The 25,897-nt window shown below is 70.1% G+C and carries 24 protein-coding genes and 1 pseudogene; 15 read left to right on the top strand and 10 right to left on the bottom strand.

Features of this window, described 5'->3' with window-relative positions; genetic code table 11:
- The 7 genes from BM297_RS20890 to BM297_RS20860 all read left to right on the top strand — a co-directional run.
- Positions 1–309 (top strand): NAD(P)(+) transhydrogenase (Re/Si-specific) subunit beta (locus BM297_RS20890; RefSeq protein ID WP_139231106.1); only part of this gene is annotated, 309 nt, incomplete at its 5' end.
- Between the two features lie 186 nt (positions 310–495).
- On the top strand, positions 496–2,001 hold the full coding sequence (locus tag BM297_RS20885) for an acetyl-CoA hydrolase/transferase family protein (RefSeq protein WP_092435689.1): 1,506 nt from the start codon (positions 496–498) through the stop codon (positions 1,999–2,001).
- 199 nt (positions 2,002–2,200) lie between these two features.
- Positions 2,201–2,518 carry a DUF2388 domain-containing protein gene (locus tag BM297_RS20880; RefSeq protein ID WP_092435686.1) on the top strand — a complete coding sequence of 106 codons (318 nt, stop codon included), beginning with the start codon at positions 2,201–2,203 and terminating at the stop codon, positions 2,516–2,518.
- Positions 2,519–2,633: 115 nt separating this feature from the next.
- On the top strand, positions 2,634–2,951 hold the full coding sequence (locus BM297_RS20875; RefSeq protein ID WP_092435683.1) for a DUF2388 domain-containing protein: 318 nt from the start codon (positions 2,634–2,636) through the stop codon (positions 2,949–2,951).
- Positions 2,951–4,921 carry a DUF7844 domain-containing protein gene (locus tag BM297_RS20870; protein WP_092435680.1) on the top strand — a complete coding sequence of 657 codons (1,971 nt, stop codon included), beginning with the start codon at positions 2,951–2,953 and terminating at the stop codon, positions 4,919–4,921. Before BM297_RS20875 ends, BM297_RS20870 begins: the two co-directional genes overlap by 1 nt.
- Before the next feature lie 89 nt (positions 4,922–5,010).
- Complete coding sequence (locus BM297_RS20865; protein WP_092435677.1) at positions 5,011–5,916, top strand: AEC family transporter; 906 nt, start codon at positions 5,011–5,013, stop codon at positions 5,914–5,916.
- Between the two features lie 49 nt (positions 5,917–5,965).
- Positions 5,966–6,841 carry an alpha/beta fold hydrolase gene (locus tag BM297_RS20860; protein WP_092435674.1) on the top strand — a complete coding sequence of 292 codons (876 nt, stop codon included), beginning with the start codon at positions 5,966–5,968 and terminating at the stop codon, positions 6,839–6,841.
- Between the two features lie 53 nt (positions 6,842–6,894).
- Here BM297_RS20860 and BM297_RS20855 read toward each other — a convergent pair whose 3' ends face one another.
- The 4 genes from BM297_RS20855 to BM297_RS20840 form a co-directional block, all read right to left on the bottom strand.
- Entirely contained in the window at positions 6,895–7,296 is a 402-nt protein-coding gene (locus tag BM297_RS20855; RefSeq protein ID WP_092435669.1) for a DUF3301 domain-containing protein, read from the bottom strand.
- A 61-nt stretch (positions 7,297–7,357) separates the two neighbouring features.
- Positions 7,358–7,840: an acyl-CoA thioesterase gene (locus tag BM297_RS20850; protein WP_092435666.1), complete on the bottom strand. Its 483-nt coding sequence runs from the start codon at positions 7,838–7,840 to the stop codon at positions 7,358–7,360.
- 298 nt (positions 7,841–8,138) lie between these two features.
- Positions 8,139–9,506, bottom strand: coding sequence for a glutamine synthetase family protein (locus BM297_RS20845; protein ID WP_092435664.1), 1,368 nt, complete (start codon positions 9,504–9,506; stop codon positions 8,139–8,141).
- A gap of 168 nt (positions 9,507–9,674) precedes the next feature.
- Positions 9,675–11,069 carry an aspartate aminotransferase family protein gene (locus BM297_RS20840; protein ID WP_092435661.1) on the bottom strand — a complete coding sequence of 465 codons (1,395 nt, stop codon included), beginning with the start codon at positions 11,067–11,069 and terminating at the stop codon, positions 9,675–9,677.
- Between the two features lie 243 nt (positions 11,070–11,312).
- On the opposite strand from BM297_RS20840, the gene pbpG reads away from it, so the two are divergent.
- Positions 11,313–12,236, top strand: coding sequence for a D-alanyl-D-alanine endopeptidase (gene pbpG / locus BM297_RS20835; RefSeq protein WP_092435658.1), 924 nt, complete (start codon positions 11,313–11,315; stop codon positions 12,234–12,236).
- A 16-nt stretch (positions 12,237–12,252) separates the two neighbouring features.
- On the opposite strand, the gene BM297_RS20830 is transcribed toward pbpG, so the two are convergent.
- From BM297_RS20830 to purE, 4 genes are all read right to left on the bottom strand, one after another.
- Positions 12,253–12,789 (bottom strand): DUF3299 domain-containing protein, encoded by a 537-nt coding sequence (locus BM297_RS20830; RefSeq protein ID WP_092435655.1) that lies wholly within the window; start codon positions 12,787–12,789, stop codon positions 12,253–12,255.
- A 37-nt stretch (positions 12,790–12,826) separates the two neighbouring features.
- Positions 12,827–13,072, bottom strand: coding sequence for a GlsB/YeaQ/YmgE family stress response membrane protein (locus tag BM297_RS20825; protein ID WP_092435654.1), 246 nt, complete (start codon positions 13,070–13,072; stop codon positions 12,827–12,829).
- Positions 13,073–13,285: 213 nt separating this feature from the next.
- On the bottom strand, positions 13,286–14,368 hold the full coding sequence (locus BM297_RS20820) for a 5-(carboxyamino)imidazole ribonucleotide synthase (protein ID WP_092435651.1): 1,083 nt from the start codon (positions 14,366–14,368) through the stop codon (positions 13,286–13,288).
- Positions 14,369–14,379: 11 nt separating this feature from the next.
- Positions 14,380–14,871 carry a 5-(carboxyamino)imidazole ribonucleotide mutase gene (gene purE, locus BM297_RS20815; protein ID WP_092435649.1) on the bottom strand — a complete coding sequence of 164 codons (492 nt, stop codon included), beginning with the start codon at positions 14,869–14,871 and terminating at the stop codon, positions 14,380–14,382.
- A 234-nt stretch (positions 14,872–15,105) separates the two neighbouring features.
- On the opposite strand from purE, the gene BM297_RS20810 reads away from it, so the two are divergent.
- Entirely contained in the window at positions 15,106–16,863 is a 1,758-nt protein-coding gene (locus tag BM297_RS20810) for a cation:proton antiporter (RefSeq protein ID WP_092435646.1), read from the top strand.
- 4 nt (positions 16,864–16,867) lie between these two features.
- Here the strand turns inward: BM297_RS20810 and BM297_RS20805 are convergent, their stop codons facing one another.
- Complete coding sequence (locus BM297_RS20805) at positions 16,868–17,455, bottom strand: HutD/Ves family protein (RefSeq protein WP_092435692.1); 588 nt, start codon at positions 17,453–17,455, stop codon at positions 16,868–16,870.
- A gap of 344 nt (positions 17,456–17,799) precedes the next feature.
- Between BM297_RS20805 and hutI the strand changes: the two genes are divergently transcribed.
- The 6 genes from hutI (at position 17,800) to hutC (ending at position 25,533) form a co-directional block, all read left to right on the top strand.
- On the top strand, positions 17,800–19,017 hold the full coding sequence (gene hutI, locus BM297_RS20800) for an imidazolonepropionase (RefSeq protein WP_092435643.1): 1,218 nt from the start codon (positions 17,800–17,802) through the stop codon (positions 19,015–19,017).
- Positions 19,007–19,954: a formimidoylglutamase gene (hutG, locus tag BM297_RS20795; protein ID WP_092435640.1), complete on the top strand. Its 948-nt coding sequence runs from the start codon at positions 19,007–19,009 to the stop codon at positions 19,952–19,954. The genes hutI and hutG overlap by 11 nt, the downstream gene beginning before the upstream one ends.
- Before the next feature lie 45 nt (positions 19,955–19,999).
- Positions 20,000–21,691 carry a urocanate hydratase gene (gene hutU / locus BM297_RS20790; protein WP_092435637.1) on the top strand — a complete coding sequence of 564 codons (1,692 nt, stop codon included), beginning with the start codon at positions 20,000–20,002 and terminating at the stop codon, positions 21,689–21,691.
- A 3-nt stretch (positions 21,692–21,694) separates the two neighbouring features.
- Complete coding sequence (gene hutH / locus BM297_RS20785) at positions 21,695–23,233, top strand: histidine ammonia-lyase (RefSeq protein ID WP_092435635.1); 1,539 nt, start codon at positions 21,695–21,697, stop codon at positions 23,231–23,233.
- A 110-nt stretch (positions 23,234–23,343) separates the two neighbouring features.
- A complete protein-coding gene (locus BM297_RS20780; RefSeq protein ID WP_092435632.1) occupies positions 23,344–24,684 on the top strand; it encodes a Na+/H+ antiporter family protein in 1,341 nt (446 codons plus the stop codon).
- A 135-nt stretch (positions 24,685–24,819) separates the two neighbouring features.
- Positions 24,820–25,533 carry a histidine utilization repressor gene (hutC, locus tag BM297_RS20775; protein WP_245768310.1) on the top strand — a complete coding sequence of 238 codons (714 nt, stop codon included), beginning with the start codon at positions 24,820–24,822 and terminating at the stop codon, positions 25,531–25,533.
- A 41-nt stretch (positions 25,534–25,574) separates the two neighbouring features.
- Here hutC and BM297_RS21965 read toward each other — a convergent pair.
- Positions 25,575–25,897, bottom strand: a pseudogene (locus BM297_RS21965) (IS4 family transposase); the annotation flags it as partial.

Raw genomic sequence — 25,897 nt, 5'->3', positions numbered from 1 at the left:
GCCGAGGTGCCCTACGAGCAGGTGTTCGAGATGGACGACATCAACGCCGAGTTCGGCCAGACCGACGTGGTGCTGGTGCTCGGCGCCAACGACGTGGTCAACCCGGCGGCGAAGACCGACCCGCACTCGCCGATCGCCGGCATGCCGATCCTCGAGGCGTACAAGGCGCGCACCGTGATCGTCAACAAGCGCTCGATGGCCAGCGGCTACGCCGGCCTGGACAACGAGCTGTTCTACATGGACAAGTCGATGATGGTGTTCGGCGACGCCAAGAAGGTCATCGAGGACATGCTCAAGGCGGTCGACTGACCCGGCCGCAAAAGCCCGCAACAGACGCCGCCGCCCCCGGGCGGCGGCTTTTTGTGCGGCAAAAGGTCGCGAAATCGGCGAAAAACCACTCGGCGCATTACGACCTTAGTATTAAAGGCGTAGCGATGGCGAATCCTTAGACTCGGAGGACTGTGTCCGCCCTAGCCGTATCAAAGGAACCGCTCCATGTCCCAGTACCCTGATCGTATTCGTCTGCAGTCCCTGACCGACAAAATCACCACCGCAGCCGAAGCTGCCAAGCTGGTCAAGAACGGCATGACCGTCGGCATGAGCGGCTTCACCCGCGCCGGCGAAGCCAAGGCCCTGCCGGTCGCTCTGGCCGAGCGCGCCCGCCACGAAGAGCTGAAGATCACCCTGATCACCGGCGCCAGCCTGGGCAACGATCTGGACAAGCTGATGGCCGAATCCGGTCTGCTCGCCCGCCGCATGCCGTTCCAGTCCGACGCCGGCCTGCGCAAGGCGATCAACAGCGGCGAAGTGATGTTCATCGACCAGCACCTGTCCGACACCGCCGAACAACTGCGCGGCGGCAGCCTGAAGCCGGTCGACGTGGCCATCATCGAAGCCTGCGCCATCACCGAAGAAGGCGGCATCGTACCGACCACTTCCGTGGGCAACTCCGCCACCTTCGGCGCCACCGCCGACAAGATCATCATCGAGCTGAACCTGGCCCACCCGCTGGCCCTGGAAGGCCTGCACGACATCTACTTCCCCGAGAAGCGTCCGAACCGCCATCCGATCCCGCTGATCAGCACCGAGCAGCGCATCGGCCTGCCGTACATCCCGGTCGACCCGGCCAAGATCGCCGCCATCGTCATCACCGACCAGGAAGACTCTTACTCCACCGTCCTGCCGCCGGATGGCGACACCCAGGCCATCGCCAACCACCTGATCGCCTTCCTCGAGAAGGAAGTGGCTGCCGGCCACATGACCAACAGCCTGCTGCCGCTGCAGGCCGGCGTCGGCACCATCGCCAACGCCGTGATGAACGGTCTGCTGCAGTCCAACTTCAGCGGCCTGACCATGTACTCCGAAGTGCTGCAGGACTCCACCTTCGAACTGTTCGACGCCGGCAAGCTGGACTTCGCCTCGGGCTGCTCGTTCACCCTGTCGGAGTCGATGAGCAACCACGTCATCGCCAACCTGGACAAGTACAAGGACCGCCTGGTGCTGCGCCCGCAGGAGCTGTCCAACCACCCGGAGATCGTCCGTCGCCTCGGCATCATCGGCATCAACACCGCGCTGGAATTCGACATCTACGGCAACGTGAACTCCACCCACGTCAACGGCACCCACATGATGAACGGCCTCGGCGGCTCGGGTGACTTCACCCGCAACGCCCACCTGGCCATCTTCGTCACCAAGTCCGTGGCCAAAGGCGGCGCCATCTCCAGCGTCGTGCCGATGACCCCGCACGTCGACCACAACGAGCACGACGTCGACATCCTGGTCACCGAGATCGGCCTGGCCGACCTGCGTGGCCTGGCGCCGCGCGAGCGCGCCCAAGTGATCATCAACCACTGCGTGCACCCGGACTTCCGCCCGGCGATGCAGGACTACTTCGACCGCGCCTGTGCCACCGTAGGCGGCCAGACTCCGCACATCCTCAGCGAAGCCTTCTCCTGGCACACCAACATGCAGCAGACCGGCCACATGCTGGGCAACAAGTAATCGGCTCCGGCTGATCCACTGACCGCTGCACCACTGCGCCGCCTTCGGGCGGCGCAGTCGTTTCTGTCCACCAGCCGGGCACCTTGCGCTGCACCTTGCCGGCGCGCAGGCTTGTCGCGGCCTACGCCGCCGGGGCGCGAACCTGGCGCAGCGCCCGCTGTCTACCTGATACCCGATTCACTCCGCACAGGACTTGCCCATGACCCGTTTCACCCTCCTCGCCGGCGCCGCCCTGCTGGCCCTCGCCACCAGCGCTGCCGCCAGCAGCTTCGTCGCCACCACCGACACCCTCGGCGGCCTGGTCGCCAACGCCAGTGAAAGCACCAGCGACATCACCTCCTCGTTCAACGACGACAAGATCGTCCTCGCCGCCCGCGACGACGCCGCCAGCTTCGTCGCCAGCGCCGGCGGCATCCGCGGCGCCCAGCTGGAGGCCGCGCTGCGCCACATCCGCACCCAGGCCCCGCAGGTCCGGGCCGACGACCTGCAACTGGCCCAGGCGATCCTCGCCCTGTAACACCGTCAGCAGCGTGCAGACGCCGCCCAGCTCACGCCGCGGCGCTGCACGTATGGCACGCAACCCTGAGAATCAATACATTACGCGCCTCGTCCACTTCCTCAGGAACACCGCCATGCGCCGTTCGCTCATCGCCGCCACCCTCGTCCTGCTCGCCGCCGGCAGCGCCCAGGCCCAGACCCTGGTCGCCACCAGCAACATCGTGATCCGCGCCCTCGAGCGCAGCTTCGACTTCACCTCCGACACCACCACCTCGGTGCGCGACATGAAGGTGGTGCAGGCCGCCCGCGACGACGCCGCCAGCTTCGTCGCCAGCGAGGGCAGCATCCGCGGCGCCCAGCTGGAAGCCGCCCTGCAGGTGGTGCGCGAGCGCGTGCCCGAAGCCCGCCAGGCCAGCGACGCCGAACTGGCGCAGGCCCTGCTCGCCCTGTGATGGACTGGCGCGCGGCGCTGGGCGGCCTCGCCCTGCTGCTCGCCGGCCTCGCGCCGGTCAGCGCAAGCACCGCAGCGCCCGCCCTGCAGTTGCAGCTGCAGGACACCGGCCTCAGCGCCGCCGAGCGCCAGGCCAGCCAGGCCCTGCTCGACGAGGCGCTGGCCAGCCTGCCGCCGCGCCTGCGCGAGCAGGTGCCGCGCACGGTCGCGGTGCGCTGGAGCAGCGCGCTGCCCCATGCGGTCTACGGCCGCCTGACCCGCCTCGACGCCTTCGCGCTCAACGCCCGCCTGCTGCCGGCGCTGGCCGACAGCAGCGCGGCGAGCCAGGCCAGCGGACGTCCGCACGCCACCGTGCGCCGCGAGCTGCTGGCCACCCTGCTCCACGAGCTGACCCACCTCTACGACCGCGCCCGCGCCTGGCCGGCCGCCGACGCGCGGCTGATCCGGCGCTGCCGCCAGCAGCTCGCCAGCCGCGGCGAGGTCGGCCTGCCGGGCGAATGCCGCGGGCAGACCCAGCGCCGCTTCACCCTCTCCGACGACCCGCGCCTGCTCGACCTGGCCGGCTGGACCCAGCGTGTCGGCCAGCGCGGCGCCCGCGAGGCGGACAACCCGCAATGGCTGCGCAGCCCGGACGCCTACGAGCTGAGCAACCCGCGCGAGTTCGTCGCGGTGAACCTGGAATACTTCCTGCTCGATCCGCAGTACGCCTGCCGCCGGCCGAGCCTGCACCGCTACCTGCGCGAGCACTTCGCCTGGACGCCACCAGGCGCCGCGCGCTGCGCCGACGAGCTGGCCTTTCTCAACGCCGGCAGCGACTTTGCCCGCCAGCCGCTCGGCCGCCTCGATCCCGAACGGATCTACGCCATCGACTACCTGTTCGCCGAGGCCAACGACAACTGGGTCAGCCGCTGGGGCCACAGCATGCTGCGCCTGGTGGTCTGCGCCCCCGGCCGGCCGCGCGGCGCCGACTGCCGGCTGGACCTCGACCAGCACCTGGTGCTGTCCTACCGCGCCTTCGTCGGCGACGTGCAGCTGTCCAGCTGGGACGGCCTGACCGGCGCCTATCCGTCGCGGCTGTTCGTCCTGCCGCTGGCCCAGGTGATCGACGAATACACCAAGGTCGAGCTGCGCAGCCTGGCCTCGATCCCGCTGCGCCTGTCGCGCACGCAGATCCGCGCCCTCGGCGAGCGCGCCGCCGAACTGCACTGGAGCCACGACGGCGACTACTGGTTCATCAGCAACAACTGCGCGGTGGAAACCCTCAAGCTGCTCAGAAGCGGCAGCGCCGACCCGCGCCTCCACGATCTCGACAGCATCACCCCCAGCGGCCTGCTCGCCCTGCTCGAGGCCCGCGGCCTGGCCGACCGCAGCGTGCTGGCCGATCCGCACGAGGCGCTGCGCCTGGGCTATCGTTTCGACTCCTTCCGCGAGCGCTACCAGGCGATGTTCAGCGTCGCCCGCCAGCGCCTGCAGCTGCCGCAGGCCAGCGTGGAGGACTGGCTGGGCCTGCCGGCCAGCGCACGCCGCCGCCACTTCGCCGCCGCCGACCTGCGCGCCAGCGCCGCCCTGCTGCTGCTCGAACAGGCCGCGCGGCGCCGCCAGCTGCAACTGGCCCAGGACGACCTCAAGCAGGACTACCTCGGCCGCCGCGAGCGCGGCCTGAGCAACGCCGCGGCCGACCGCACCCTCGAACAGCTGCTCGCCGGCAGCGGCTTCCTCAGCCGCCCGGCGGAGCTGCTCGACGGCGGCTACGGCCTGCCGCAACCCGGCGAATGGCAGCACCTGCAGCAGCAGAGCAGCCAGCGCCAGGCGCAGCTGCGCCAGCTCAGCGACCAGCTCGACAGCCAGCTGCTCGCCCTGCTCAAGCCCGAACGCCGCCGCGAGCTGGACGACGGCGAAGCCAATATCCGCCAGATCGGCACCCAGCTGCGCGAACTGCACCGGGCCAGCGGTGGCTTGCAGCTGCCCTGAAGACACGACCGCCGGTCGCGTTTGCCGTTAGACTGCCGACTCATCCCGTCGGACCCGCGGCACCCGCGCCGCCCTGCAACGGAGCTGCCATGCCTTCCCTGCTGCTCGCCCTCTGGCCGCTGTTCGCGCTGATCGTCGCCGGCTACCTGCTGCGCCGCAGCGATTTTCCCGGCGAGGCGTTCTGGCCCGGTGCCGAGCGGCTCAACTACTTCGTGCTGTTCCCCGCCCTGCTGCTGAGCAGCCTGGCCAGCGCGCCGCTGGACAACCCGGCGCTGCCGCGCCTGGCGCTGGCGGTGCTGCTCGCCCTCGGCCTCGGCTGGCTGGGCCTGCTGGGGCTGCGCCGCCTGCGCGGCTGGCCGGCGGGGCGCTTCGGCGCCCTGGTGCAGGGTACGCTGCGCTTCAACACCTACCTCGGCCTGGCCACCGTGGGCAGCCTGTTCGGCGCACCGGGGCTGACCCTGGCGGCGCTGATGCTCGCCCTGATGGTGCCGGCGGTGAACGTGCTGTCGGTGTGGGCGCTGAGCGCCGAGCGCGGGGTCAGCGCGCGCAGCCTGCTGCTGCCGATCGCGCGGAATCCGCTGATCCTCGCCTGCCTCGGCGGCGCGCTGCTCAACCTGGGCGGCATCGGCCTGCCCGGCGGCAGCGAGCGCCTGCTCGGCCTGCTCGCCGCTGCCAGCCTGCCGCTCGGTCTGCTCTGCGTCGGCGCCGCGCTGCGCCCGGACCAGCTGCGCGGCGAGGGTCCGGCGCTGCTCGGCAACTGCGCCGCACGCCTGCTGCTGATGCCGCTGCTGGCCTTCGGCGTGGCGCGCGCCCTGGCCCTGCCGGCCATGGAGAGCACCCTGCTGGTGCTGTTCTTCGCCCTGCCCACCGCACCCACCGCCTACGTACTGACCCGCCAGCTCGGCGGCGACAGCCACCTGATGGCCGGCATCATCACCCTGCAGACCCTGCTCGCCGCCCTCAGCCTGCCGCTGCTGCTGGGCTGGCTGTCCTGAACGGCAAGCCTGCTAGACTGCGCCTCTCCTTCCCCGCGGCAAAGTCGCCATGACCCTGCATCCCTGGTCCCACCCCAGCTCGGCCGGCTTCACCCTGCGCGGCTGGCACAGCGCGCCCTCGGGCAAGCCGCTGCTGCATTTCCTGCACGGCAACGGTTTCTGCGGGCGTACCTACGAACCGCTGCTGGCGCTGCTGAGCCGGGATTTCGACCTGTGGCTATGCGATGTCCAGGGCCACGGCGACAGCGACCACGGCGGGCGCTTCCACGGCTGGAACCGCAGCGCCGCGCTGGCGGTGGAAGCCTTCGCCGCCGGGCGCGAGCGCTTCGGGGATGTGCCGCTTTTCGCCTGCGGACACAGCTTCGGCGGGGTGCTGACCGGCCTGATCCTCGCCAGCGAGCCGGCGCTGTTCCAGCGCGCGGTGCTGCTCGACCCGGTGCTGTTCCCGCCGGCGATGATCGGCGTGATGGCGCTGTCCGAACTGCTCGGCCTGCAGGAGCGCCAGACCCTGGCGCGCCAGGCGCGCGGGCGGCGCAGCCGCTGGCCGGACCGCGCCGCCGCCTACGCGGGGCTGCACGGGCGGGGGATCTTCCGCGGCTGGAGCGATGCGGCGCTGCACGCCTATGTCGAGCATGCGCTGCAGGCGGTGGAAGGCGGAGTCGAGCTGAAGTGCCGGCCGAGCCGCGAGGCGGAAATCTTCGCTTCCTACCCGCGCCGCCTGTGGCGCTCGCTGGCCGCGCTGAGCACGCCGACCCTGATCGTGCATGGCGCCGCCAGCTACCCCTTCGTCGGCAAGGGCGCGGCGCGCTGCTGCGCGCTCAACCACCACGTCAGCGCGCAGCGCATCGCCGGCGGCCACTGCTTCATGCAGGAACAGCCGGACGAGTGTGCCGAGCGGGTGCGCGACTGGCTGCTGGCCGGCTAGCGGCTGGGACGGATCAGGAGAATGGCGCACGCCGGGCGACGCCGCCGGGGGCGTCAGCGCCCTTGCGGCGGATGGCGACGGCGCCATTCGTCCAGCTTGACCACCCGCTCCGCCTCGCCCTCGGCGGAGTCCAGCGGCTCGCGGAACGGATGCGGGGCCAGCTCGATCTGCGCCGGGCTGCGGCCGACCAGCACCAGCCGGCCGGGATGACGCTGCTCGCCGGTCACGGTGAACTCGAAGCCGTACTCGCGGGCCAGACGCAGGCGCCCGCTGCGGTCGCGCAGCAGACGCAGGCGGCGGAAGGCCACGTTGTCATCGAGCAGCAGCACGTCCTCGCGCAGGCAGGCCTGGCGCACCAGCTTGAGGGCGTGCTCGTGCACGCCGTGGCCATGCCAGAACCAGGCGCAGAGACTGCCGGCCAGCAGCAGCACGGTCAGTTCGCCGAGCGTCAGCATGTACCGCTCCGCACGAGCGACAGGCAGCAATACGGGCAGCGCGATACCGGCATAAGGAACCTCAGTAGTGCCCCATGATCGCCTTGTAGCGTTCTTCCAGCTCGCGGCGGATCTGCCGGCGCTGCTGGGCCTGGGCGAAGCGGCGTTTCTCATCGGCGGTCTGCGGGTTGAGCGGCGGCACCGGCACCGACTTGCCGTGGCCGTCGACCGCCACCATGGTGAAGTAGCAGCTGTTGGTATGGCGTACCGACTGGTTGCGGATGTCCTCGGTGATCACCTTGATGCCGATTTCCATCGAGGTGCTGCCGGTGTAGTTGACCGAGGCGAGGAAGGTGACCAGTTCGCCGACATGGATCGGCTGGCGGAAGATCACCTGGTCCACCGACAGGGTCACCACGTAGCGGCCGGCATAGCGGCTGGCACAGGCGTAGGCCACCTCGTCGAGATACTTGAGCAGCGTGCCACCATGCACATTGCCGGAGAAATTGGCCTTGTCCGGAGTCATCAGGACGGTCATGTTCAGCTGTGCGTTACCGGATTGCATGGGTGTTTCAAGCTCGTCGGCTGGTGGTGAGGTCGCTACTTTAGTCGAATGCAGAGCGGCTGTGTCGAGCAATTTCGCCCCGCCGCCGGGGCACGCCCGCCGCGGTTTTGCGGGCCTCGCGGAGGCCTGTGACGAACTCACGGGCATCGCGCGGCAAACTGCGGCGAATTGTCGCGTTTGCGAAGCCATGCCACTTGGGCTATGGCGGCCATGGTGCGCGACTGTCCCGACTTGCGGCAAGGACATTTACCCATCGCGCAACAGTGCGCAGCCCTTATGCCCCGCCGCTCGCCGCGTCTCAGGCGTGCCCCAGGTACCAGCGCCAGTCCTGCTCGCCGACCTCGCCCATGAACTGGCGGTACTCCTCCTGCTTGATCGCCAGAAACACGCGATGGAAGTCCGCCCCCAGGGCCTCCCGCGCCCATTCCGACCGCTCCAGCGTGCGCAGGGCGGTCAGCCAGTCGGTGGGCAGCACCTCGCGGGCCTGGGCGTAGCCATTGCCCTCGATCGGCGCGCCGGGATCGAGGCGCGCGCGCAGGCCGTGGTGGATGCCGGCCAGCAGCAGGGCGGCGGCCAGATACGGGTTGGCGTCGGCGCCGCAGATGCGGTGCTCGATGTGCCGGCTGGCCGCCGGGCCGCCCGGCACGCGCAGCGACACGGTGCGGTTGTTGACCCCCCAGCTCTTCGCCAGCGGCGCGTAGCTGTTGGCCTGGAAGCGGCGGAACGAGTTGGCGTTGGGGCAGAACACCGCCAGGCCGTCCTCGAGGGTCTCGAGCAGGCCGCCGATGGCCTGACGCAGCAGCGGGGTCCCGGTCGCCTCCTCGCTGGCGAACAGGTTGTTGCCGCTTTCGTCGGCCAGGCTGACGTGCAGGTGCAGACCGCTGCCGGCCAGCTCGCCGAACGGCTTGGCCATGAAGCAGGCCTGATAGCCGTGTTTGTGGGCCACGCCCCTGACCAGGCGCTTGTAGCGCACCGCCTCGTCCATCGCCTGCAGCGCATCCGCGCGGTGCTCGAGGGTGATCTCCACCTGGCCCGGCGCGTACTCGGAAATCGCCGTGCGCGCCGGCAGGCCCTGGGCGGCGCAGGCGGCGTAGAGGTCGTCGAGGAACGGCGCCAGCTGCTCCAGCTCGAGCACGCCATAGACCTGCGGCGCCTGCGGGCGCAGGCCGTTGCTCTGCCGCGCCGGCTGCGGGCGGCCCTCGGCGTCGCGCTCGCGGTCGAGCAGGTAGAACTCCAGCTCGGCGGCCATCACCGGCTGGTAGCCGTCGGCCTGCAGCCGCTCGATCTGCCGCGCCAGCACGTGGCGCGGGTCGGCGACGCTGGCCGGCAGGCCCTGCTCGGGGTGCATGGACACCTGCAGCTGGGCGGTCGGCTGGGCACGCCAGCTCTGCAGCTGCAGGCTGCCGGGCAGCGGAAAGGCCCAGCAGTCGGCGTCGGCGACCTCCCAGACCAGGCCGGTGGCGTCGACATCCTCGCCACGGATGGTCAGGCCGAGGATGCTGCTCGGCAGCGGCCGGCCGCTCTGGTAGACGGCGCGCAGCTCCTCGCGGCGCAGCAGCTTGCCGCGCGGCACGCCGCAGGGGTCGATGATGAACAGCTCGATGGCGTGGACGTCGGGGTGGGCGGCGAGGAAGGCGTCGGCTTCCTGGAGATCGGCGAAGGGCATGGGGAATCCTTGGGCAACGGTGACAGACGGTATCCGGCGCAAGGTGGAAAAGGCCTGCGGCCGTTTTCCACCCTACAGCAGGTGAGGCGCAGAGCGGGCAACGGCGCAGCCTTGCCCGCCGATCACTCAGCGCCCGGGCGCGATGCCGGAGGGATACAGGGCCATGCCTCAGCCCTCCCGTGCGCCGGGGATGGCCAGCAGCTCGGTCAGCGCCGCGTCGAGGGCGGCGAGCAGGCGGTCGACGTCGCCGGCGCTGGTGTCCGGGCAGCACAGGGTCATGTTGTGGAACGGGGTGATCAGGATGCCGCGGTTGATCAGGTACAGGTGCAGGGCCATCTGCAGGCTGTCGTGGAACGCCGCCTCGGCCTCGGCACCATTGCGCGGCGGCGTGGAGCAGAACTGGAACTCGCAGCGCGCGCCCAGCTCGGTCACCGACCAGGCCAGGTCGTGGCGGGCGATCAGCGTACGGAAGCCCTCGGCCAGGCGCGCCGCCAGCCAGAGCATGTGCTCGTAGGCGCCCGGGGTCATCACCTGCTCGAGGTTGGCGCGCATGCAGTGCATGGCCAGCGCGTTGGCCGACAGGGTGGTGCCCATGCCGCTGTGGCCGTGGCCGTGGCTCAGCTCGCTGGCGTGCTGGCGGGCCAGCTGCATGGCCTGGGCCATGGCCGCGCTGCAGCCGTACACCGCGCAGGGCACGCCGCCGGCGATCGGCTTGCCGAGGGTGAGGAAGTCCGGCTCCAGGTTCCAGGCGCGGGTGCAGCCGCCGGGGCCGGTGGAGATGGTGTGGGTCTCGTCGATGATCAGCAGGGTGCCGGCCTGGCGGGTCAGCTCGCGCAGGCGCGCCATGAAGCCCGGCTCGGGCAGGACCATGCCGATGTTGGTCAGCGCCGGCTCGCAGAGCACCGCGGCGACGTCGCCGGGGGCCAGCGCCGCCTCCAGCGCGGCCAGGTCGTTGAACGGCACCACCCGGCTGTGCTGGGTCAGGTTGCGCGCCTGGCCGATCAGCCCCGGGCGGTGCACGGTATGGCCGTCGCGGGCACGCACCATGGCCTCGTCGACGGTGCCGTGGTAGCAGCCGTCGAACACCAGGATCACCTTGCGCCCGGTGATCGCCCGCGCCCAGCGCAGCACGAAGCGGTTGGCGTCGGTGGCGGTGGTCGCCACCTGCCAGAACGGCAGGCCGAAGCGCGCGGCGAGCAGCTCGCCGCAGACCACCGCGTCCTCGCCGGGCAGCATGCTGGTCAGGCCGTTGCCGGCCTGCTCGCGCAGCGCGGCGGCGACCGGCGCCGGCGAGTGGCCGAACATGCTGCCGGTGTCGCCCAGGCAGAAGTCGACGTAGTCGTGGCCGTCGACGTCGAAGAAGCGCGCGCCCTGGGCGCGCTCGACGAACAGCGGCACCGGCGTCGACCAGTCGCTCATCCAGTGCATCGGCACGCCGCCGAACAGCGCCTGGCGGGCGCGGGCGGCCAGCGCCACGGAGTTGGGGTGGTGATCGAGAAAGCGCTGGCGCTCGCGGGCGCTCAGCACTTCCACCGCGTGTTCGGCGATTCCACTGGGACTCATGCTTGAACACCTCGTTGGATTCTTCGCGCATCTTCGAGGGCCGGGCGGAGCGAAGTCAATGCGGGCGCGGCACCGCCGCTCGTCAACCGCCTCGCCCGCCGCCGATGGCGGTGAAATCCTCGCGGATCCTGCGCTGCGCACGCGGTTGGACACCGACAGACCGGCAGGCGTTCTCTATACTGTGAACTCAAGCAAGGACCGCTGATCTGACCTTACCTCCACGCGAAACAGCGAGCCACCTCCATGAAAATCCGTTCCTCGATGTTCGGTCTGTTGCTGTCATGCGCATGCATCGCCTTGACCCCGAATGTCGGGGCCACCGACGGCCACGCCACCCGTGATCCGGCCCGCCTGGAGCTGGCCTCCAGCAGCGCCCTGGTGGTCGACCTGAACAGCGACCAGGTGCTGTTCTCCAGCCATCCGGACGCGGTCGTGCCCATCGCCTCGATCAGCAAGCTGATGACCGCCGTGGTGGCGCTGGATGCCCAGCTGCCCCTCGACCAGGTCATCCCGGTGACCATCCACGACACCCGCGAGCTGCGCGGCGTCTACTCGCGGGTGCGCGTCGGCAGCCTGCTCAGCCGCCGCGAGATGCTGCGTCTGGCGCTGATGTCTTCGGAGAACCGCGCCGCCTCCGCCCTGGCGCACAACTACCCGGGCGGCCATGCACGCTTCGTCGCGGCGATGAACGCCAAGGCCAAGGCGCTGGGCATGAGCCGCACCCGCTTCGTCGAGCCCACCGGCCTGTCCGAGCTGAACGTTTCCACCGCCCGCGACCTGGTGGCCCTGCTCAAGGCCGCGCGGCAGTACCCGCTGATCCGCGAGCTGAGCACCACGCCGAGCCGCAGCGCGCACTTCCAGAAACCCAACTACGTGCAGGGCTTCAACAACACCAACCCGCTGGTGCGCAATCCCGCCTGGGACATCGAGGTGACCAAGACCGGCTTCATCAACGAGGCCGGCCACTGCCTGGCCATGCTCGCCCGCCTGGAGCACCGCCCGGTGGCCATGGTGCTGCTCGGCACCTTCGGCAAGCGCACCCATATCGGCGACGCCAGCCGCGTGCGGCAATGGCTGGAAACCGGCAAGAGTGCGCCGATCCCGGCCGCCGCGCGCTCCTACAAGCAGCAGCGCATCCAGCAGATGCGCCTGGCCGGCCAGCCGTGAGGCTGGCAAGCCACGCTCAGAGGTCGTCTTCCTCGACCGCACGCACGCTGTCGGCGTCCAGCGCATAGGCGGCGTCGGCCAGATCGTTGCTGACCGGCTCGACCTGCAGGGTGCCGCTGACCCACAGCGGCGCGTAGATGTCGTCGAGGGCCACGCCTTGCGGGTAGCGCACCAGCACGATCTGGTTCGGCGGCGGCGGCGGGACGTGGATGCAGGCGCCGGGATAGGGCACCAGGAAGAAGGTCTGGAAGCGGCCGTCGGCCGTGGTTTCCAGCGGTACCGGATAGCCGCCGAGGCGCAGCGCCTTGCCGTCCAGCGCGGCCACGGTGCGCGTCGAGTACATCACCGCCGGCAGGTCCGCCTGCTGCTTCAGCCCGCCCCGGCCATAGAAGGCGCTGTCGCCCTCGGCGCCGCGGTGGTCGATTTCCGGCATCGCCTCCAGCGCCGCCAGATCCTCCGCCGGCATCAGTTCCAGCCAGTCGGTTTCCGTCGGCTCGGCGGCGTGGCTCAGGGTCGCAATCAGGCTAAGGCAAAGGACGAACGGCAGACGCATGCGGCTCTCGCAACTGGGGCGGCGCCGCGCTGGCGCCTCAGGGTTTTTTCAGGTAGCCGAACACTATCAGCAGAATGATCGCGCCGACCACCGCGCCGATGAAGCCGGCCGCCTGGCCGGCGCGGTAGATGCCCAGCGCCTGGCCGCCGTAGGTGGCGACCACCGAGCCGCCGATGCCGAGCAGGATGGTCATGATCCAGCCCATCGAATTCTCGCCCGGTTTGAGGATGCGCGCGACCACGCCGACCAGCAGGCCGATGAGGATGGTACCGAGGATGCCCATGACAGAGTCTCCGCAAGGTGAGCCTGTGAGCAGCCTAGTCGGTGGGAGCGGCTCCTGCCCGCGCGATCGTCGCGAGGACGGGAATCGCAGGGTGGGGCAGGCCGCAGGCCGTAACCCACCAACCGGCCTGCAGAGGCCGGCGGTGGCGATGCCGGCTGGCATCGTTGGTGGGTTACGCCGCTTTGCGGCGAACCCACCCTACGGGCGCGGGCCTCAGCCCTTGATCAGCGCCTCGACATCCTTGATGCGCGCCTCGAGGGTCGCGCGGTCCTTGCTGCGCAGGGTGGCGTGGCCGACCTTGCGCCCGGCCTTGAACGCCTTGCCGTAGTGGTGCAGGTGGCAGTCGGCGACGGCCACCACCTTGTCCACCGCCGGCACGCTGCCGATGAAGTTGAGCATGGCGCTCTCGCCGACCTTAGCGGTCGAGCCCAGCGGCAGGCCGGCGACGGCGCGCAGGTGGTTCTCGAACTGGCTGCACTCGGCGCCTTCGATGGTCCAGTGCCCGGAGTTGTGCACACGCGGGGCGATCTCGTTGGCCTTGAGGCCGCCGTCGACCTCGAAGAACTCGAAGGCCAGCACGCCGACGTAGTTCAGCTGTTCGAGCACGCGGCCGACGTAGTCCTCGGCCAGCGCCTGCAGCGGGTGGTCGCTGCTGGCCACCGACAGCTCGAGGATGCCGTTCACGTGGGTGTTGTGCACCAGCGGGTAGAAGCGCGTCTCGCCGTCGCGGCCGCGCACCGCCACCAGCGACACCTCGCCGCTGAACGGCACGAAGCCCTCGAGGAGGCACGGCACGCTGCCCAGCTCGGCGAAGGCGCCGACCACGTCCTCGGGCTTGCGCAGGACCTTCTGGCCCTTGCCGTCGTAGCCCAGGGTGCGGGTCTTGAGCACCGCCGGCAGACCGATCTCGATCACCGCGTGGTCGAGGTCGGCCTGGTCCAGCACGTTGGCGAAGGCCGGGGTGGGGATGCCCAGATCCTTGAACAGGCTCTTCTCGAACCAGCGGTCGCGGGCGATGCGCAGCGACTCGGCGCTCGGATAGACCGGCACGAACTGGGAGAGGAAGGCCACCGTCTCGGCCGGCACGCTCTCGAACTCGAAGGTCACCAGGTCGACCTCGTCGGCCAGCTGGCGCAGATGGTCCGGGTCGCTGTAGTCGGCGCGCAGGTGCTCGCCCAGGGCGGCGGCGCAGGCGTCCGGCGCCGGATCGAGGAAGGCAAAGTTCATGCCCAGCGGAGTACCCGCCAGAGCCAGCATGCGGCCCAGCTGGCCGCCACCGATTACGCCGATCTTCATGGGAGTTCGCCTCAGATTTCGCGGGGGTCCGGGTTTTCCAGCACCGATTCGGTCTGCTGGGCGCGGAAGGCCTTGAGCGCCTCGTGGAACTGCGGGTGCTTGCCGCCGAGGATGCTCGCCGCCAGCAGGGCGGCGTTGATCGCGCCGGCCTTGCCGATGGCCAGGGTGGCGACCGGCACGCCGCCGGGCATCTGCACGATGGACAGCAGCGAGTCGACGCCGGAGAGCATCGACGACTGCACCGGCACGCCGAGCACCGGCAGGTGGGTCTTGGCCGCACACATGCCCGGCAGATGGGCGGCGCCGCCGGCACCGGCGATGATCACTTCCAGGCCACGCTCTTCCGCCTGTTCGGCGTACTGGAACAGCAGATCCGGGGTGCGGTGGGCGGAGACCACCTTGACCTCGTGGGGGATGCCGAGCTTTTCCAGCATGTCGACGGTGTGGCTGAGGGTGCTCCAGTCGGATTTGGAGCCCATGATCACGCCTACCAGTGCGCTCATCGTCGTGCCTCTTGTTCTGCGCCAGCCTGGCGCGACAAAAACCAACAAGCCACGCCGGAAAACCGCGCGTGGCTTGTCTGCGAAGGAGAGTGGACCGGACTGCGTGGCCGGTCGAAAGTCGCGCAGTATATCGCAAAGGTTCGCGTGACGGGCAGACCCGCCTATCATCGAACAGGGCGCCCGGCGCGGCCAGTCGCACGCTGCCGGGCGGCCCGCGGCAGAGGAGCGCGCGCCATGCATGCCATCGCCTTCATCCAGGATCTCGCCGTGCTCATGCTGGTGGCCGGCCTGGTGACGGTGCTCTGCCATCGCCTCAAGCAGCCGGTGGTACTCGGCTACCTCGTCGCCGGCTTCCTCATCGGCCCGCACACCGGGCCGGTCGCCCTGATCAGCGACGAGGACACCATCCGCATCCTCGCCGAGCTGGGCGTGGTGTTCCTGATGTTTGGCCTCGGTCTCGAGTTCAGCCTGCGCAAGCTGCTCAAGGTCGGCCCCACCGCGATCCTCGCCGCCTTCTTCGAGATCGTGGCGATGACCTGGCTCGGCTACCAGATCGGCCGCCTGTTCGCCTGGAGCCACATGGATGCGCTGTTTCTCGGCGCGATCCTGGCGATCTCCTCGACCACCATCATCGTCAAGGCGCTCAGTGACCTGAAGATGAAGCACGAGCCCTTCGCCCAGCTGATCTTCGGCATCCTGATCGTCGAGGACATCCTCGGCATCGGCCTGATCGTCCTGCTCTCCGGCATCGCCGCCAGCGGCACGGTGGCGCCCGCCGAGGTGCTCGCCACTCTCGGCAAGCTGCTGCTGTTCATGTTGGCGTCGCTGGTGATCGGCCTGCTGCTGGTGCCACGCATCCTCGCCTATGTGGCGCGCTTCGACAGCCACGAGACGCTGCTGATCGCCGTGCTCGGCCTGTGCTTCGGCTTCTGCCTGCTGGTGATCAAGCTCGGCTACAGCCTGGTGCTGGGCGCCTTCCTGATCGGCGCGATCATGGCCGAGTCGCGCCAGCTGGCGCAGATCGAGCGGCTGGTCGAGCCGCTGCGCCACATGTTCAGCGCGATCTTCTTCGTCACCATCGGCCTGCTGATCGACCCGGCGGTGCTGCTCGCGCATGCCGGGCCGATCGCCGCGATCAGCGTCGCCGTGGTGCTCGGCAAGGTCCTCAGCTGCAGCCTCGGCGCCCTCGTCGCCGGCAACGACGGGCGCACCTCGCTGCGCGTCGGCATGGGCCTGTCGCAGATCGGCGAGTTCTCCTTCATCATCGCCGCGCTGGGCATCAGCCTAAAGGTCACCAGCGACTTCCTCTATCCGGTGGCGGTGGCGGTATCGGCGCTCACCACCCTGACCACCCCCTACCTGATCCGCGCCGCCGCACCGCTGTCGCGGCACCTGGCCGACGCCGTGCCAGACAGCGTGGCGCGGGTGTTCGGCGCCTACGGCGCCTGGCTGCGCAGCGTCCAGCTGCCGGGCCAGAACGCCGCGCTGGCGGCGCTGATCCGGCGCAGCCTGCTGCATGCCGTGGTCAACCTGGCGCTGGTGGCGGCGATCTTCCTCGCCGGCGGCTACTTCGCCGAACCCATCGGCGCCTGGCTCGGCCTGCGCGGCGCACAGCCCAACCTGCACAAGGTGTTGATCTGGGGCGCGGCGCTGCTGCTGTCGCTGCCGCTGCTGATCGCCGCCTACCGCCGGCTCAAGGCGCTGTCGCTGTTTCTCGCCGGCCTCGGCGGGCGCAGCCACCGGCCGCCACGGGTGCGCCGGGTACTCGCCGAGCTGATTCCGCTGCTGACCTTCGGCAGCTTCCTGCCGCTGCTCGCCGCGTTCAGCTCGAGCATCCTGCCGCCGGGCGAGTGGCTGCTGCTCATCGGCCTGCTCGCCGTGGTGCTGCTCGCCCTGCTCTGGCGCTGGTTCGCCCGCGTGCATGCGCGCCTGCACAGCGCCCTGCAGGAAACCCTCGAGCAGCACGAGCCGCCGGAGCCGCCCGCCTCCTGACGCCTCAGCAGCGCCACAGGCGCCCGAGCAGCACCTTGCACACCTGCGGCGCCATCAGGGTCGCCGCACCGTCGACCAGCGCGTCCAGCAGCACACCCTCGCCAGCCGCCAGGCGCAGCTCTCGGCCGCCCGCCAGCCAGCAGTCCAGGCCGACACCAGCGGCGCAGTAAACCAGCGTCAGGTCGGCGTCAGCGGCGAGCGGCCATTCGCCGCACAGGCGCAAACGCTGCAGGTGGTGCGTCCAGCGCGCCCGGCGGGTCATCAGATTGAAGTCGCCGACCGGCCCGCCGGGCAGCGTCGCGGTCACCGCCAGCTCGCCGGGAAACGCCAGCGGCGCCGACTCCGCGCTCAGCAGGTGCGTCGCGCCATCGGCGCATTCGAGGCGCAGGCCGGCGCCGTCGAGCACCGCCAGGCTGCGGTCGACGCCGGGAAAGGCCGAGAACGGCCCTCCGTTCGCCACCTGCGCGCAGCTGAGGCGCCAGTCGAAGTCGTCGAGCCCGGCGCCGGGCGGCGCCACGGCCAGCTCGCGGGTTTCGCCGCCGCCGTTCTTCCACGGCCGGCGCGGTGCGGCGGCGAGACTGAATCTGTGCATGTTGCCGAGTTCCTCGATCAAGGCATGGGGCGACACCGGCCTTTGATAGGAGCGTAGGAGCGGTGCCTGTTGCCAGCAAATGTATATACATAACCTGCAGCCACGCAACCGCCGTCATCCAATCCATCCGCCCGCCCCGTCACGTTCACCACCCAGCAGCCTGGTGTCCCGGCCATCCCGACAGCGCCAGCCACCCCTGACGATTCAGCCTTTCTGCGGCTTTCCTGGCCTCCACCGCGGCACGCGGGCGAAATCTGCCGGACCAACGGCACTGGCGACTATTGACGACCTGCGTCCTCGCTCCTATTGTATATACAAACAACGTCAGCCGAAGGTCATCCGCAATGCCCGCACCCTCCACCCCCCGCCTGCTGTGGCGCGACGTCAGCGTCTTCGACGGCCTGCAGGAGCTGCCCGCGCCGATGGCCGTGCTGGTCGAGGACGGCCGCGTCGCCCTGCTCTGCCCGATGAGCGAGCTGGACGAAGCGCGCGTCGCCGGCGCCACTCTCGCCGGCCGCGGCGGGCTGCTGACCCCCGGGCTGGTCGACTGCCACACCCACCTGGTGTACGCCGGCAACCGCGCCGGCGAGTTCGAGCAGCGTCTGGAAGGCGCCAGCTACGCGGAGATCGCCCGCGCCGGCGGCGGCATCCTCGGCACCGTGCGTGCCACCCGCGAAGCCTGCGAGGACGAGCTGTTCGCCCTGGCCCGCTCGCGCCTGGAAGCGCTGATCGCCGACGGCGTGACCACGGTGGAGATCAAGTCCGGCTACGGCCTGTCGGTGGCCGACGAGCTGAAGCTGCTGCGCGTCGCCCGCCGCCTCGGCGAGGAACTGCCGGTGCGCGTGCTGACCACCCTGCTCGGCGCCCACGCCCTGCCGGCGGAGTACGCAGGCCAAGCGGACGCCTACATCGACCTGGTCTGCGAGGAGATGATCCCGGCGGCCGCCGCCGAGAAGCTGGCCGATGCGGTGGACGTGTTCTGCGAGCACATCGCCTTCAGCCCGGCGCAGTGCGAACGGGTGTTCGCCGTCGCCGCGCGCCACGGTCTGCCGGTCAAGGCGCACGCCGAGCAGCTGACCAACCAGGGCGCCAGCGCGCTGGTGGCGCGCCACCGCGGCCTGTCCGCCGACCATATCGAATACCTCGACGAGGCCGGCATCGCCGCCATGGCCGAAGCCGGCACCGTCGCCACCCTGCTGCCCGGCGCCTTCCTGGTGCTCGGCGAAACCCAGCGCCCGCCGATCGAGCTGCTGCGCCAGTACGGCGTGCCGATGGCGGTGGCCAGCGACGCCAACCCCGGCACCTCGCCGCTGTTCCTGCCCACCCTGCTGCTCAACCTGGCCTGCAGCCTGTTCCGCCTGACCCCGCGCGAGGCGCTGGCCGGCATGACCGCCCAGGGCGCGCGCGCCCTCGGCCAGCCGCAGCTCGGCCGCATCGCCGAGGGGCTACCCGCCGACCTGTGCCTGTGGGACGTCACGCGCGCCGCCGAGCTGGCCTACGCGGTGCAGGCCGGTCGCCTGCGCCAGCGCATCTTCAATGGAGTCGTTAGCAATGAACGTTGATCGCCTGAACCTGGACGCCTGGAGCGGCCGCGTCGACCCCGAGGCCGACAGCCCGCGCTGGCACCAGCGCATCCAGCCGCTGGGCGAGAGCCAGCAGCCGGGCCTGGCCCTGCTCGGCTTCGCCTGCGACGAAGGCGTGCGCCGCAACCAGGGCCGCGTCGGCGCCGCCAGCGCACCGGCCGCGATCCGCAAGCTGCTCGCCAACCTGGCCTGGCACCGCCAAGGTCCGGCCTTCGATGCCGGCGACGTGTGCTGCCTGGATGGCGATCTCGACGCCGCCCAGCAGCGCCTCGGCGCCAACGTCGCCGAGCTGCTCGGCGCCGGCCACCTGCCGGTGGTGCTCGGCGGCGGCCACGAGGTGGCCTTCGGCAGCTGGCAGGGCATCGCCGCGCACCTGGCCAGCAAACTGGGCCGCACGCCGCGCCTGGCCATCGTCAACTTCGACGCCCACTTCGACCTGCGCGACCCGGCCCACGTGCACTCCTCGGGCACGCCCTTCGCGCAGATCGCCGAAGCCTGCGCCGCGCGCGGCTGGCCGTTCCGCTACGCCTGCCTCGGCGTCAGCCGCGCCGCCAACACCCGCGCGCTGTTCCACACCGCCGCCGAGCTGGGCGTGCTGGTGCGCGAGGACTTCGAGATCCGCGAGAGCACCCTCGATGCCATCGGCGCCGAGCTGGACGCCTTCATCGCCGATTGCGACGCGCTGTACCTGACCGTCGACCTCGACGTGCTGCCGGCCTGGGAAGGCCCCGGCGTCAGCGCGCCGGCCGCCCACGGCGTGCCGGTCGCCCTGCTCGAGCCGCTGATCGAGCGCCTGCAGGCCAGCGGCAAGCTGCTGCTCGCCGAGCTGGCCGAACTGAATCCCGAACACGACCAGGACCACCGCACCGCCCGGGTGGCGGCGCGCCTGATCCACCGGCTGTCCCTGCACGGCTGAACCCAACCCCACGCCCCAACAAAAACAAGCGAAAGAGGAACCCCGATGAGCACCATCGATCCCCGCCACGACCCGAGCCGCAAAATTGCCGCCCCGACCGGCACCACCCTGCGCTGCAAGAGCTGGCTGACCGAAGCGCCGCTGCGCATGCTGATGAACAACCTGCACCCGGACGTGGCGGAAAAACCCGAGGATCTGGTGGTCTACGGCGGCATCGGCCGCGCCGCGCGCAACTGGCAGTGCTTCGACAAGATCGTCGAGGTGCTCGAGCGCCTGGAGGACAACCAGACCCTGCTGATCCAGTCCGGCAAGCCGGTCGGCGTGTTCGAGACCCACAAGGACGCCCCGCGCGTGCTGCTGGCCAACTCCAACCTGGTGCCGCACTGGGCCACCTGGGAACACTTCAACGAGCTGGACCGCAAGGGCCTGGCCATGTACGGCCAGATGACCGCCGGCAGCTGGATCTACATCGGCAGCCAGGGCATCGTCCAGGGCACCTACGAGACCTTCGTCGAGGCAGGTCGCCAGCACTACAACGGCGACCTGACCGGCCGCTGGGTCCTCACTGCCGGATTGGGCGGCATGGGCGGCGCCCAGCCGCTGGCCGCGAGCCTCGCCGGCGCCTGCTCGCTGAACATCGAATGCCAGCAGTCGCGCATCGACTTCCGTCTACGCACCCGCTACGTCGACGAGCAGGCCACCGATCTGGACGACGCCCTGGCGCGCATCGACCGCTACACCAGCCAGGGCAAGGCGGTGTCCATCGCCCTGTGCGGCAACGCCGCCGAGATCCTCCCCGAACTGGTGCGCCGCGGCGTGCGCCCGGACCTGGTCACCGACCAGACCAGCGCCCACGACCCGCTGCACGGCTACCTGCCGCTGGGCATGAGCTGGGACGAGTACGTCGAACGCGGCAAAGTCGAGCCGGAAGCGGTGGCCAAGGCCGCCAAGCGCTCGATGGCCGTGCACGTGCAGGCCATGCTCGACTTCCAGAAGATGGGCGTGCCGACCTTCGACTACGGCAACAACATCCGCCAGATGGCCCTGGAAGAGGGCGTCAAGAACGCCTTCGACTTCCCCGGCTTCGTCCCGGCCTACATCCGCCCGCTGTTCTGCCAGGGCATCGGCCCGTTCCGCTGGGTGGCGCTGTCCGGCGACCCCGAGGACATCTACAAGACCGACGCCAAGGTCAAGGAACTGATCCCCGACAACCCGCACCTGCACCGCTGGCTGGACATGGCCCGCGAGCGCATCAGCTTCCAGGGCCTGCCGGCGCGCATCTGCTGGGTCGGCCTGAAGGACCGCGCGCGCCTCGCCCAGGCGTTCAACCAGATGGTCGCGAGCGGCGAGCTGAAGGCGCCGATCGTCATCGGCCGCGACCATCTGGACTCCGGCTCGGTAGCCAGCCCCAACCGCGAGACCGAAGCCATGCTCGACGGCTCCGACGCGGTGTCCGACTGGCCGCTGCTCAACGCCCTGCTGAACACCGCCGGCGGCGCCACCTGGGTGTCGCTGCACCACGGCGGTGGCGTGGGCATGGGTTATTCGCAACACTCCGGGGTGGTGATCGTCGCCGACGGCACCCCGGACGCCCACGCCCGCCTCGGCCGCGTGCTGCGCAACGACCCGGGCACCGGGGTGATGCGCCACGCCGATGCCGGCTACCAGATCGCCATCGATTGCGCCCAAGAGCAGGGTCTCGACCTGCCGATGATCAACCCGGTAAAGGGAGCCTGACCCATGACCACCACTTTGCACCTCGTTCCCGGCCAACTGACCCTGGCCCAGCTGCGCGCCGCCTACCAGCAGCCGCTGCGCGTGACCCTCGATGACAGCTGCCACGCCGCCATCGACGCCAGCGTGGCCTGCGTCGAGAGCATCATCGCCGAGGGCCGCACCGCCTACGGCATCAACACCGGCTTCGGCCTGCTGGCCTCGACCCGCATCGCCCCGGCCGACCTGGAGAAGCTGCAGCGCTCGCTGGTGCTGTCCCACGCCGCCGGCGTCGGCGAGCCGCTGGACGACGCCATGGTCCGCCTGATCATGCTGCTCAAGGTCAACAGCCTGGCCCGCGGCTTCTCCGGCATCCGCCGCAAGGTGATCGACGCGCTGCTCGCCCTGATCAACGCCGAGGTCTATCCGCACATCCCGCTGAAGGGCTCGGTGGGCGCCTCCGGCGATCTCGCCCCGCTGGCGCACATGTCGCTGGTGCTGCTCGGCGAGAGCAAGGCGCGCTACCAGGGCCAGTGGATCGACGGCCGCGAGGCGCTGGCGGTAGCCGGCCTCGAGCCCTTGACCCTGGCCGCCAAGGAGGGCCTGGCCCTGCTCAACGGCACCCAGGCCTCCACCGCCTACGCCCTGCGCGGGCTGTTCGAGGGCGAGGATCTGTTCGCCGCCGCCACCGTCTGCGGCGGCCTCAGCGTCGAGGCCATGCTCGGCTCGCGCGCCCCGTTCGATGCGCGCATCCATGCCGCCCGCGGCCAGCGCGGGCAGATCGACGTGGCCGCGGCCTACCGCGACCTGCTCGGTGCCAGCAGCGAGATCGCCCAGTCCCACGAGAAGTGCGACAAGGTCCAGGACCCCTACTCGCTGCGCTGCCAGCCGCAGGTGATGGGCGCCTGCCTGACCCAGCTGCGCCAGGCCGCCGAGGTGCTGCAGATCGAGGCCAACGCGGTATCGGACAACCCGCTGGTGTTCGCCGCCGAGGGCGACGTGATTTCCGGCGGCAACTTCCACGCCGAGCCGGTGGCCATGGCCGCCGACAACCTGGCGCTGGCCATCGCCGAGATCGGCTCGCTGTCCGAGCGGCGCATCTCGCTGATGATGGACATGCACATGTCGCAGCTGCCGCCGTTCCTGGTGGCCAACGGTGGCGTGAATTCCGGCTTCATGATCGCCCAGGTCACCGCTGCGGCGCTGGCCAGCGACAACAAGGCCCTCGCCCATCCGCACAGCGTCGACAGCCTGCCCACCTCGGCCAACCAGGAGGACCACGTGTCCATGGCGCCGAACGCCGGCAAGCGCCTGTGGAGCATGGCCGACAACGTGCGCGGCATCCTCGCCATCGAATGGCTGGGCGCCTGCCAGGGCCTCGACTTCCGCACCGGCCTGAAGACCTCGGCGAAGCTGGAACAGGCGCGCAGCCTGCTGCGCGACCGGGTCCCCTACTACCAGGAAGACCGCTTCTTCGCCCCGGACATCGAGGCGGCCAGCGCGCTGCTCGCCGCGCGCGGCCTCAACGCGCTGATGCCGGCCGGGTTGCTGCCCTCCCTGGGCTGACCCGCAAGCTATCGCGCCCTCCCGCCACCGCTGCCACCGGGTGGCCGAGGGCGCGACTTTGCATGGCGTTTCCAGAGACAATAAAAACAATCGAACTGGTGGAAAGAAACATGAATGCAATTGTTCTCGCGGTGGTGGTCATGGTCGCGCTGTCGATGCTGCGCGTCTCCGTGGTCTTCGCCCTGATCATCGCCGCAGTGGTCGGCGGCCTGGCCGCCGGCCTGCCGATGGAAAAGATCGTCAGCGCGTTCAACGATGGCCTCGGCGGCGGCGCCTCGGTGGCGCTGGCCTACGCCGCCCTCGGCGCCTTCGCCGTGGCGCTGTCGCGCACCGGCATCGCCCAGCGCCTGTCGGCGCGGGTGGTCGAACACGTCAGCCACAGCCACCACGCCGGCGGCGAGCTGGCGCTGGTCAAGTGGGGCATGCTCGGCGCACTGATCGTCGCCGGCGCGCTGGCCGAGACGCTGATCCCGGTGCACATCGCCTTCATCCCGATCCTGGTGCCGCCGCTGCTGCACGTGATGAACCGTCTCAAGCTGGACCGCCGCCTGGTCGCCTGCGCCATCACCTTCGCCATCACCACCCTGTACATGGTGCTGCCGGTGGGCTTCGGCGCGATCTTCCTCAACGACATCCTGATCGCCAACATCAACCAGGCCGGCGCCGCCGAGGGCTTCAACGTCGCTCGCGAGCTGGCGCCGCAGGCCATGCTGCTGCCGGCGCTGGGCATGGTCGCCGGCCTCGCCATCGCCGCCTTCAGCTACCGGCGCAAGCGCGCCTATGAGGACGTCGCGGTGGCCGGCGAGCACCTCGACCACGCCGACACCAAGCTGAGCCGCCGCCAGGTGGGCATGATCGGCCTGTCGCTGCTGCTCGCCCTGGCGGTGCAGCTGTGGACCGACTCGATGATCTTCGGCGGCCTGGTCGGCTTCGCGGTGATCTCGCTGAGCGGGGTGATCCGCTGGCGCGAGCAGGACCACGTGGTCACCCAGGGCATGCACCTGATGGCCCAGGTCGGCTTCATCATGATCGCCGCCGCCGGCTTCGCCGCGGTGATGAAGGCCACCGGGGCGATCCCGGAGCTGGTGTCCGGCTCGGTCGAGCTGATCGGCGACAACCGCGGCATGGCCGCACTGATCATGCTGCTGGTCGGCCTGTTCATCACCATGGGCATCGGCTCGTCGTTCTCCACCGTGCCGATCATCACCGCCATCTACGTGCCGCTGGCGCTGGGCTTCGGCTTCTCGCCGCTGGCCATCATCGCCCTGGTCGGCACCGCCGCGGCGCTCGGCGATGCCGGTTCGCCGGCCTCCGACTCAACCCTCGGCCCGACCGCCGGCCTCAACGCCGACGGCCAGCACGACCACATCTGGGACACCGTGGTGCCGACCTTCCTGCACTTCAACCTGCCGCTGATCGCCTTCGGCTGGGTGGCGGCCATGGTGCTGTAAGGGAAGGCGCGCTCGCCCAGTGACCGCATGACCTGTAGGGGCGAATTCATTCGCCCCTACACCTTTCCGGCCCCATGCGAATGCCCCGGCGAGCCGGGTATCATCCCGCCAGCAGCGAACACCAAGGAACCCGCCGTGACCAGCACACCGCGCTACAAGCAGATCGAGGAGCACCTGCTCGAGCGGATCAACAGCGGCGCCTACCCGGCGCACCACCAGATCCCCCCCGAGGAACAGCTGGCACGCGACTTCGGCGTCAGCCGGATGACCGCCAACAAGGCGATCCGCGACCTGGTGCAGCAGGGCTACCTGATCCGCCAGGCCGGCCTCGGCACCTTCGTCACCGACCGCAAGGCCGAGTCCTCGCTGCAGGAAGTGCTCAACATCGCCGCCGAAGTGCGCGGCCGCGGCCACGCCTATCGCAACGACGTGCTGCGCTGCGAGGCCATCGACGCCGACGACGAAGTGGCCCTGCGCCTGGGCGTGCGCCTGGGCAGCCCGGTGTTCCACACCATCCTCGTGCACCGCGAGGACGAGCTGCCGATCCAGCTCGAGGAACGCTTCGTCAACCCGCGCTGGGTGCCCGACTATCTGACCACCGACTTCTCCCAACAAACCCCCAACGAGGTACTGGTCGCCGCCTGCCCGATCTCCGACGTCGAGCATGTGGTCGAAGCGGTGCTGGTCGACGAGCAGACCGCCGCGGCGCTGGGCATCGACAGCGCCGCGCCCTGCCTGAGCGTGATCCGCCGCACCTGGTCGGGGGAGAACCTGATCAGCTACGCGCGGCTGATCCATCCGGGGGATCGCTACAAGTTGCGGTCGTCGATGCGGGGGTTGGGGGGGTAGCGGAAGAAAAGGGGGGCAGCCCCTGAGGAATCCCCACAAATCTACCCCAGCACCTGTGCCTGCTGATGCACTTCGTCACGCAGTCGGTACTCGATAGCGGCGAGCACATGCCGGGGTAGCGCCCCGGCGTGCCGCCTCAGGTATTCGAGGCCGACTCGCCACAGTGACAGGACATGCTTTGTCTTGACGCTGTTAGACTGATAGCGGCGCGCCTCTCCGGATTGCCGGGCATACAGGCCGGCCAGGTAGAGGGCATAACAGGCCAGCGCCGCGATCAGCAGCAGAATCTCGATGCGGCGCGGGCAGCGCGTGCGGTGCAGGTCCAAGGCGAAGCCGAAACGCAGGCTCTTCACGTCGCGGAAGC

This window comes from Geopseudomonas sagittaria (assembly GCF_900115715.1).
Lineage (GTDB): Bacteria > Pseudomonadota > Gammaproteobacteria > Pseudomonadales > Pseudomonadaceae > Geopseudomonas > Geopseudomonas sagittaria.
The sequence above is the reverse complement of the archived record's forward strand: the minus strand, read 5'-3'. Positions and strand labels throughout refer to the sequence as shown.

What these genes read in the sequence shown, in the direction of transcription:
- BM297_RS20855 (WP_092435669.1), bottom strand. Translation starts at nt 7,296, where the DNA reads ATGCTGACGCTCGGCGAACTGACCGTGCTGCTGCTGGCCGGCAGTCTC.
- BM297_RS20870 (WP_092435680.1), top strand. Translation starts at nt 2,951, where the DNA reads ATGGACTGGCGCGCGGCGCTGGGCGGCCTCGCCCTGCTGCTCGCCGGC.
- BM297_RS20875 (WP_092435683.1), top strand. Translation starts at nt 2,634, where the DNA reads ATGCGCCGTTCGCTCATCGCCGCCACCCTCGTCCTGCTCGCCGCCGGC.
- BM297_RS20825 (WP_092435654.1), bottom strand. Translation starts at nt 13,072, where the DNA reads ATGGGCATCCTCGGTACCATCCTCATCGGCCTGCTGGTCGGCGTGGTC.
- BM297_RS20850 (WP_092435666.1), bottom strand. Translation starts at nt 7,840, where the DNA reads ATGCAATCCGGTAACGCACAGCTGAACATGACCGTCCTGATGACTCCG.
- BM297_RS20865 (WP_092435677.1), top strand. Translation starts at nt 5,011, where the DNA reads ATGCCTTCCCTGCTGCTCGCCCTCTGGCCGCTGTTCGCGCTGATCGTC.
- BM297_RS20780 (WP_092435632.1), top strand. Translation starts at nt 23,344, where the DNA reads ATGAATGCAATTGTTCTCGCGGTGGTGGTCATGGTCGCGCTGTCGATG.
- BM297_RS20845 (WP_092435664.1), bottom strand. Translation starts at nt 9,506, where the DNA reads ATGCCCTTCGCCGATCTCCAGGAAGCCGACGCCTTCCTCGCCGCCCAC.
- BM297_RS20840 (WP_092435661.1), bottom strand. Translation starts at nt 11,069, where the DNA reads ATGAGTCCCAGTGGAATCGCCGAACACGCGGTGGAAGTGCTGAGCGCC.
- pbpG (WP_092435658.1), top strand. Translation starts at nt 11,313, where the DNA reads ATGAAAATCCGTTCCTCGATGTTCGGTCTGTTGCTGTCATGCGCATGC.
- BM297_RS20830 (WP_092435655.1), bottom strand. Translation starts at nt 12,789, where the DNA reads ATGCGTCTGCCGTTCGTCCTTTGCCTTAGCCTGATTGCGACCCTGAGC.
- hutU (WP_092435637.1), top strand. Translation starts at nt 20,000, where the DNA reads ATGAGCACCATCGATCCCCGCCACGACCCGAGCCGCAAAATTGCCGCC.
- BM297_RS20880 (WP_092435686.1), top strand. Translation starts at nt 2,201, where the DNA reads ATGACCCGTTTCACCCTCCTCGCCGGCGCCGCCCTGCTGGCCCTCGCC.
- BM297_RS20810 (WP_092435646.1), top strand. Translation starts at nt 15,106, where the DNA reads ATGCATGCCATCGCCTTCATCCAGGATCTCGCCGTGCTCATGCTGGTG.
- BM297_RS20860 (WP_092435674.1), top strand. Translation starts at nt 5,966, where the DNA reads ATGACCCTGCATCCCTGGTCCCACCCCAGCTCGGCCGGCTTCACCCTG.
- hutI (WP_092435643.1), top strand. Translation starts at nt 17,800, where the DNA reads ATGCCCGCACCCTCCACCCCCCGCCTGCTGTGGCGCGACGTCAGCGTC.
- BM297_RS20805 (WP_092435692.1), bottom strand. Translation starts at nt 17,455, where the DNA reads ATGCACAGATTCAGTCTCGCCGCCGCACCGCGCCGGCCGTGGAAGAAC.
- hutG (WP_092435640.1), top strand. Translation starts at nt 19,007, where the DNA reads ATGAACGTTGATCGCCTGAACCTGGACGCCTGGAGCGGCCGCGTCGAC.
- BM297_RS20885 (WP_092435689.1), top strand. Translation starts at nt 496, where the DNA reads ATGTCCCAGTACCCTGATCGTATTCGTCTGCAGTCCCTGACCGACAAA.
- BM297_RS20820 (WP_092435651.1), bottom strand. Translation starts at nt 14,368, where the DNA reads ATGAAGATCGGCGTAATCGGTGGCGGCCAGCTGGGCCGCATGCTGGCT.
- hutH (WP_092435635.1), top strand. Translation starts at nt 21,695, where the DNA reads ATGACCACCACTTTGCACCTCGTTCCCGGCCAACTGACCCTGGCCCAG.
- purE (WP_092435649.1), bottom strand. Translation starts at nt 14,871, where the DNA reads ATGAGCGCACTGGTAGGCGTGATCATGGGCTCCAAATCCGACTGGAGC.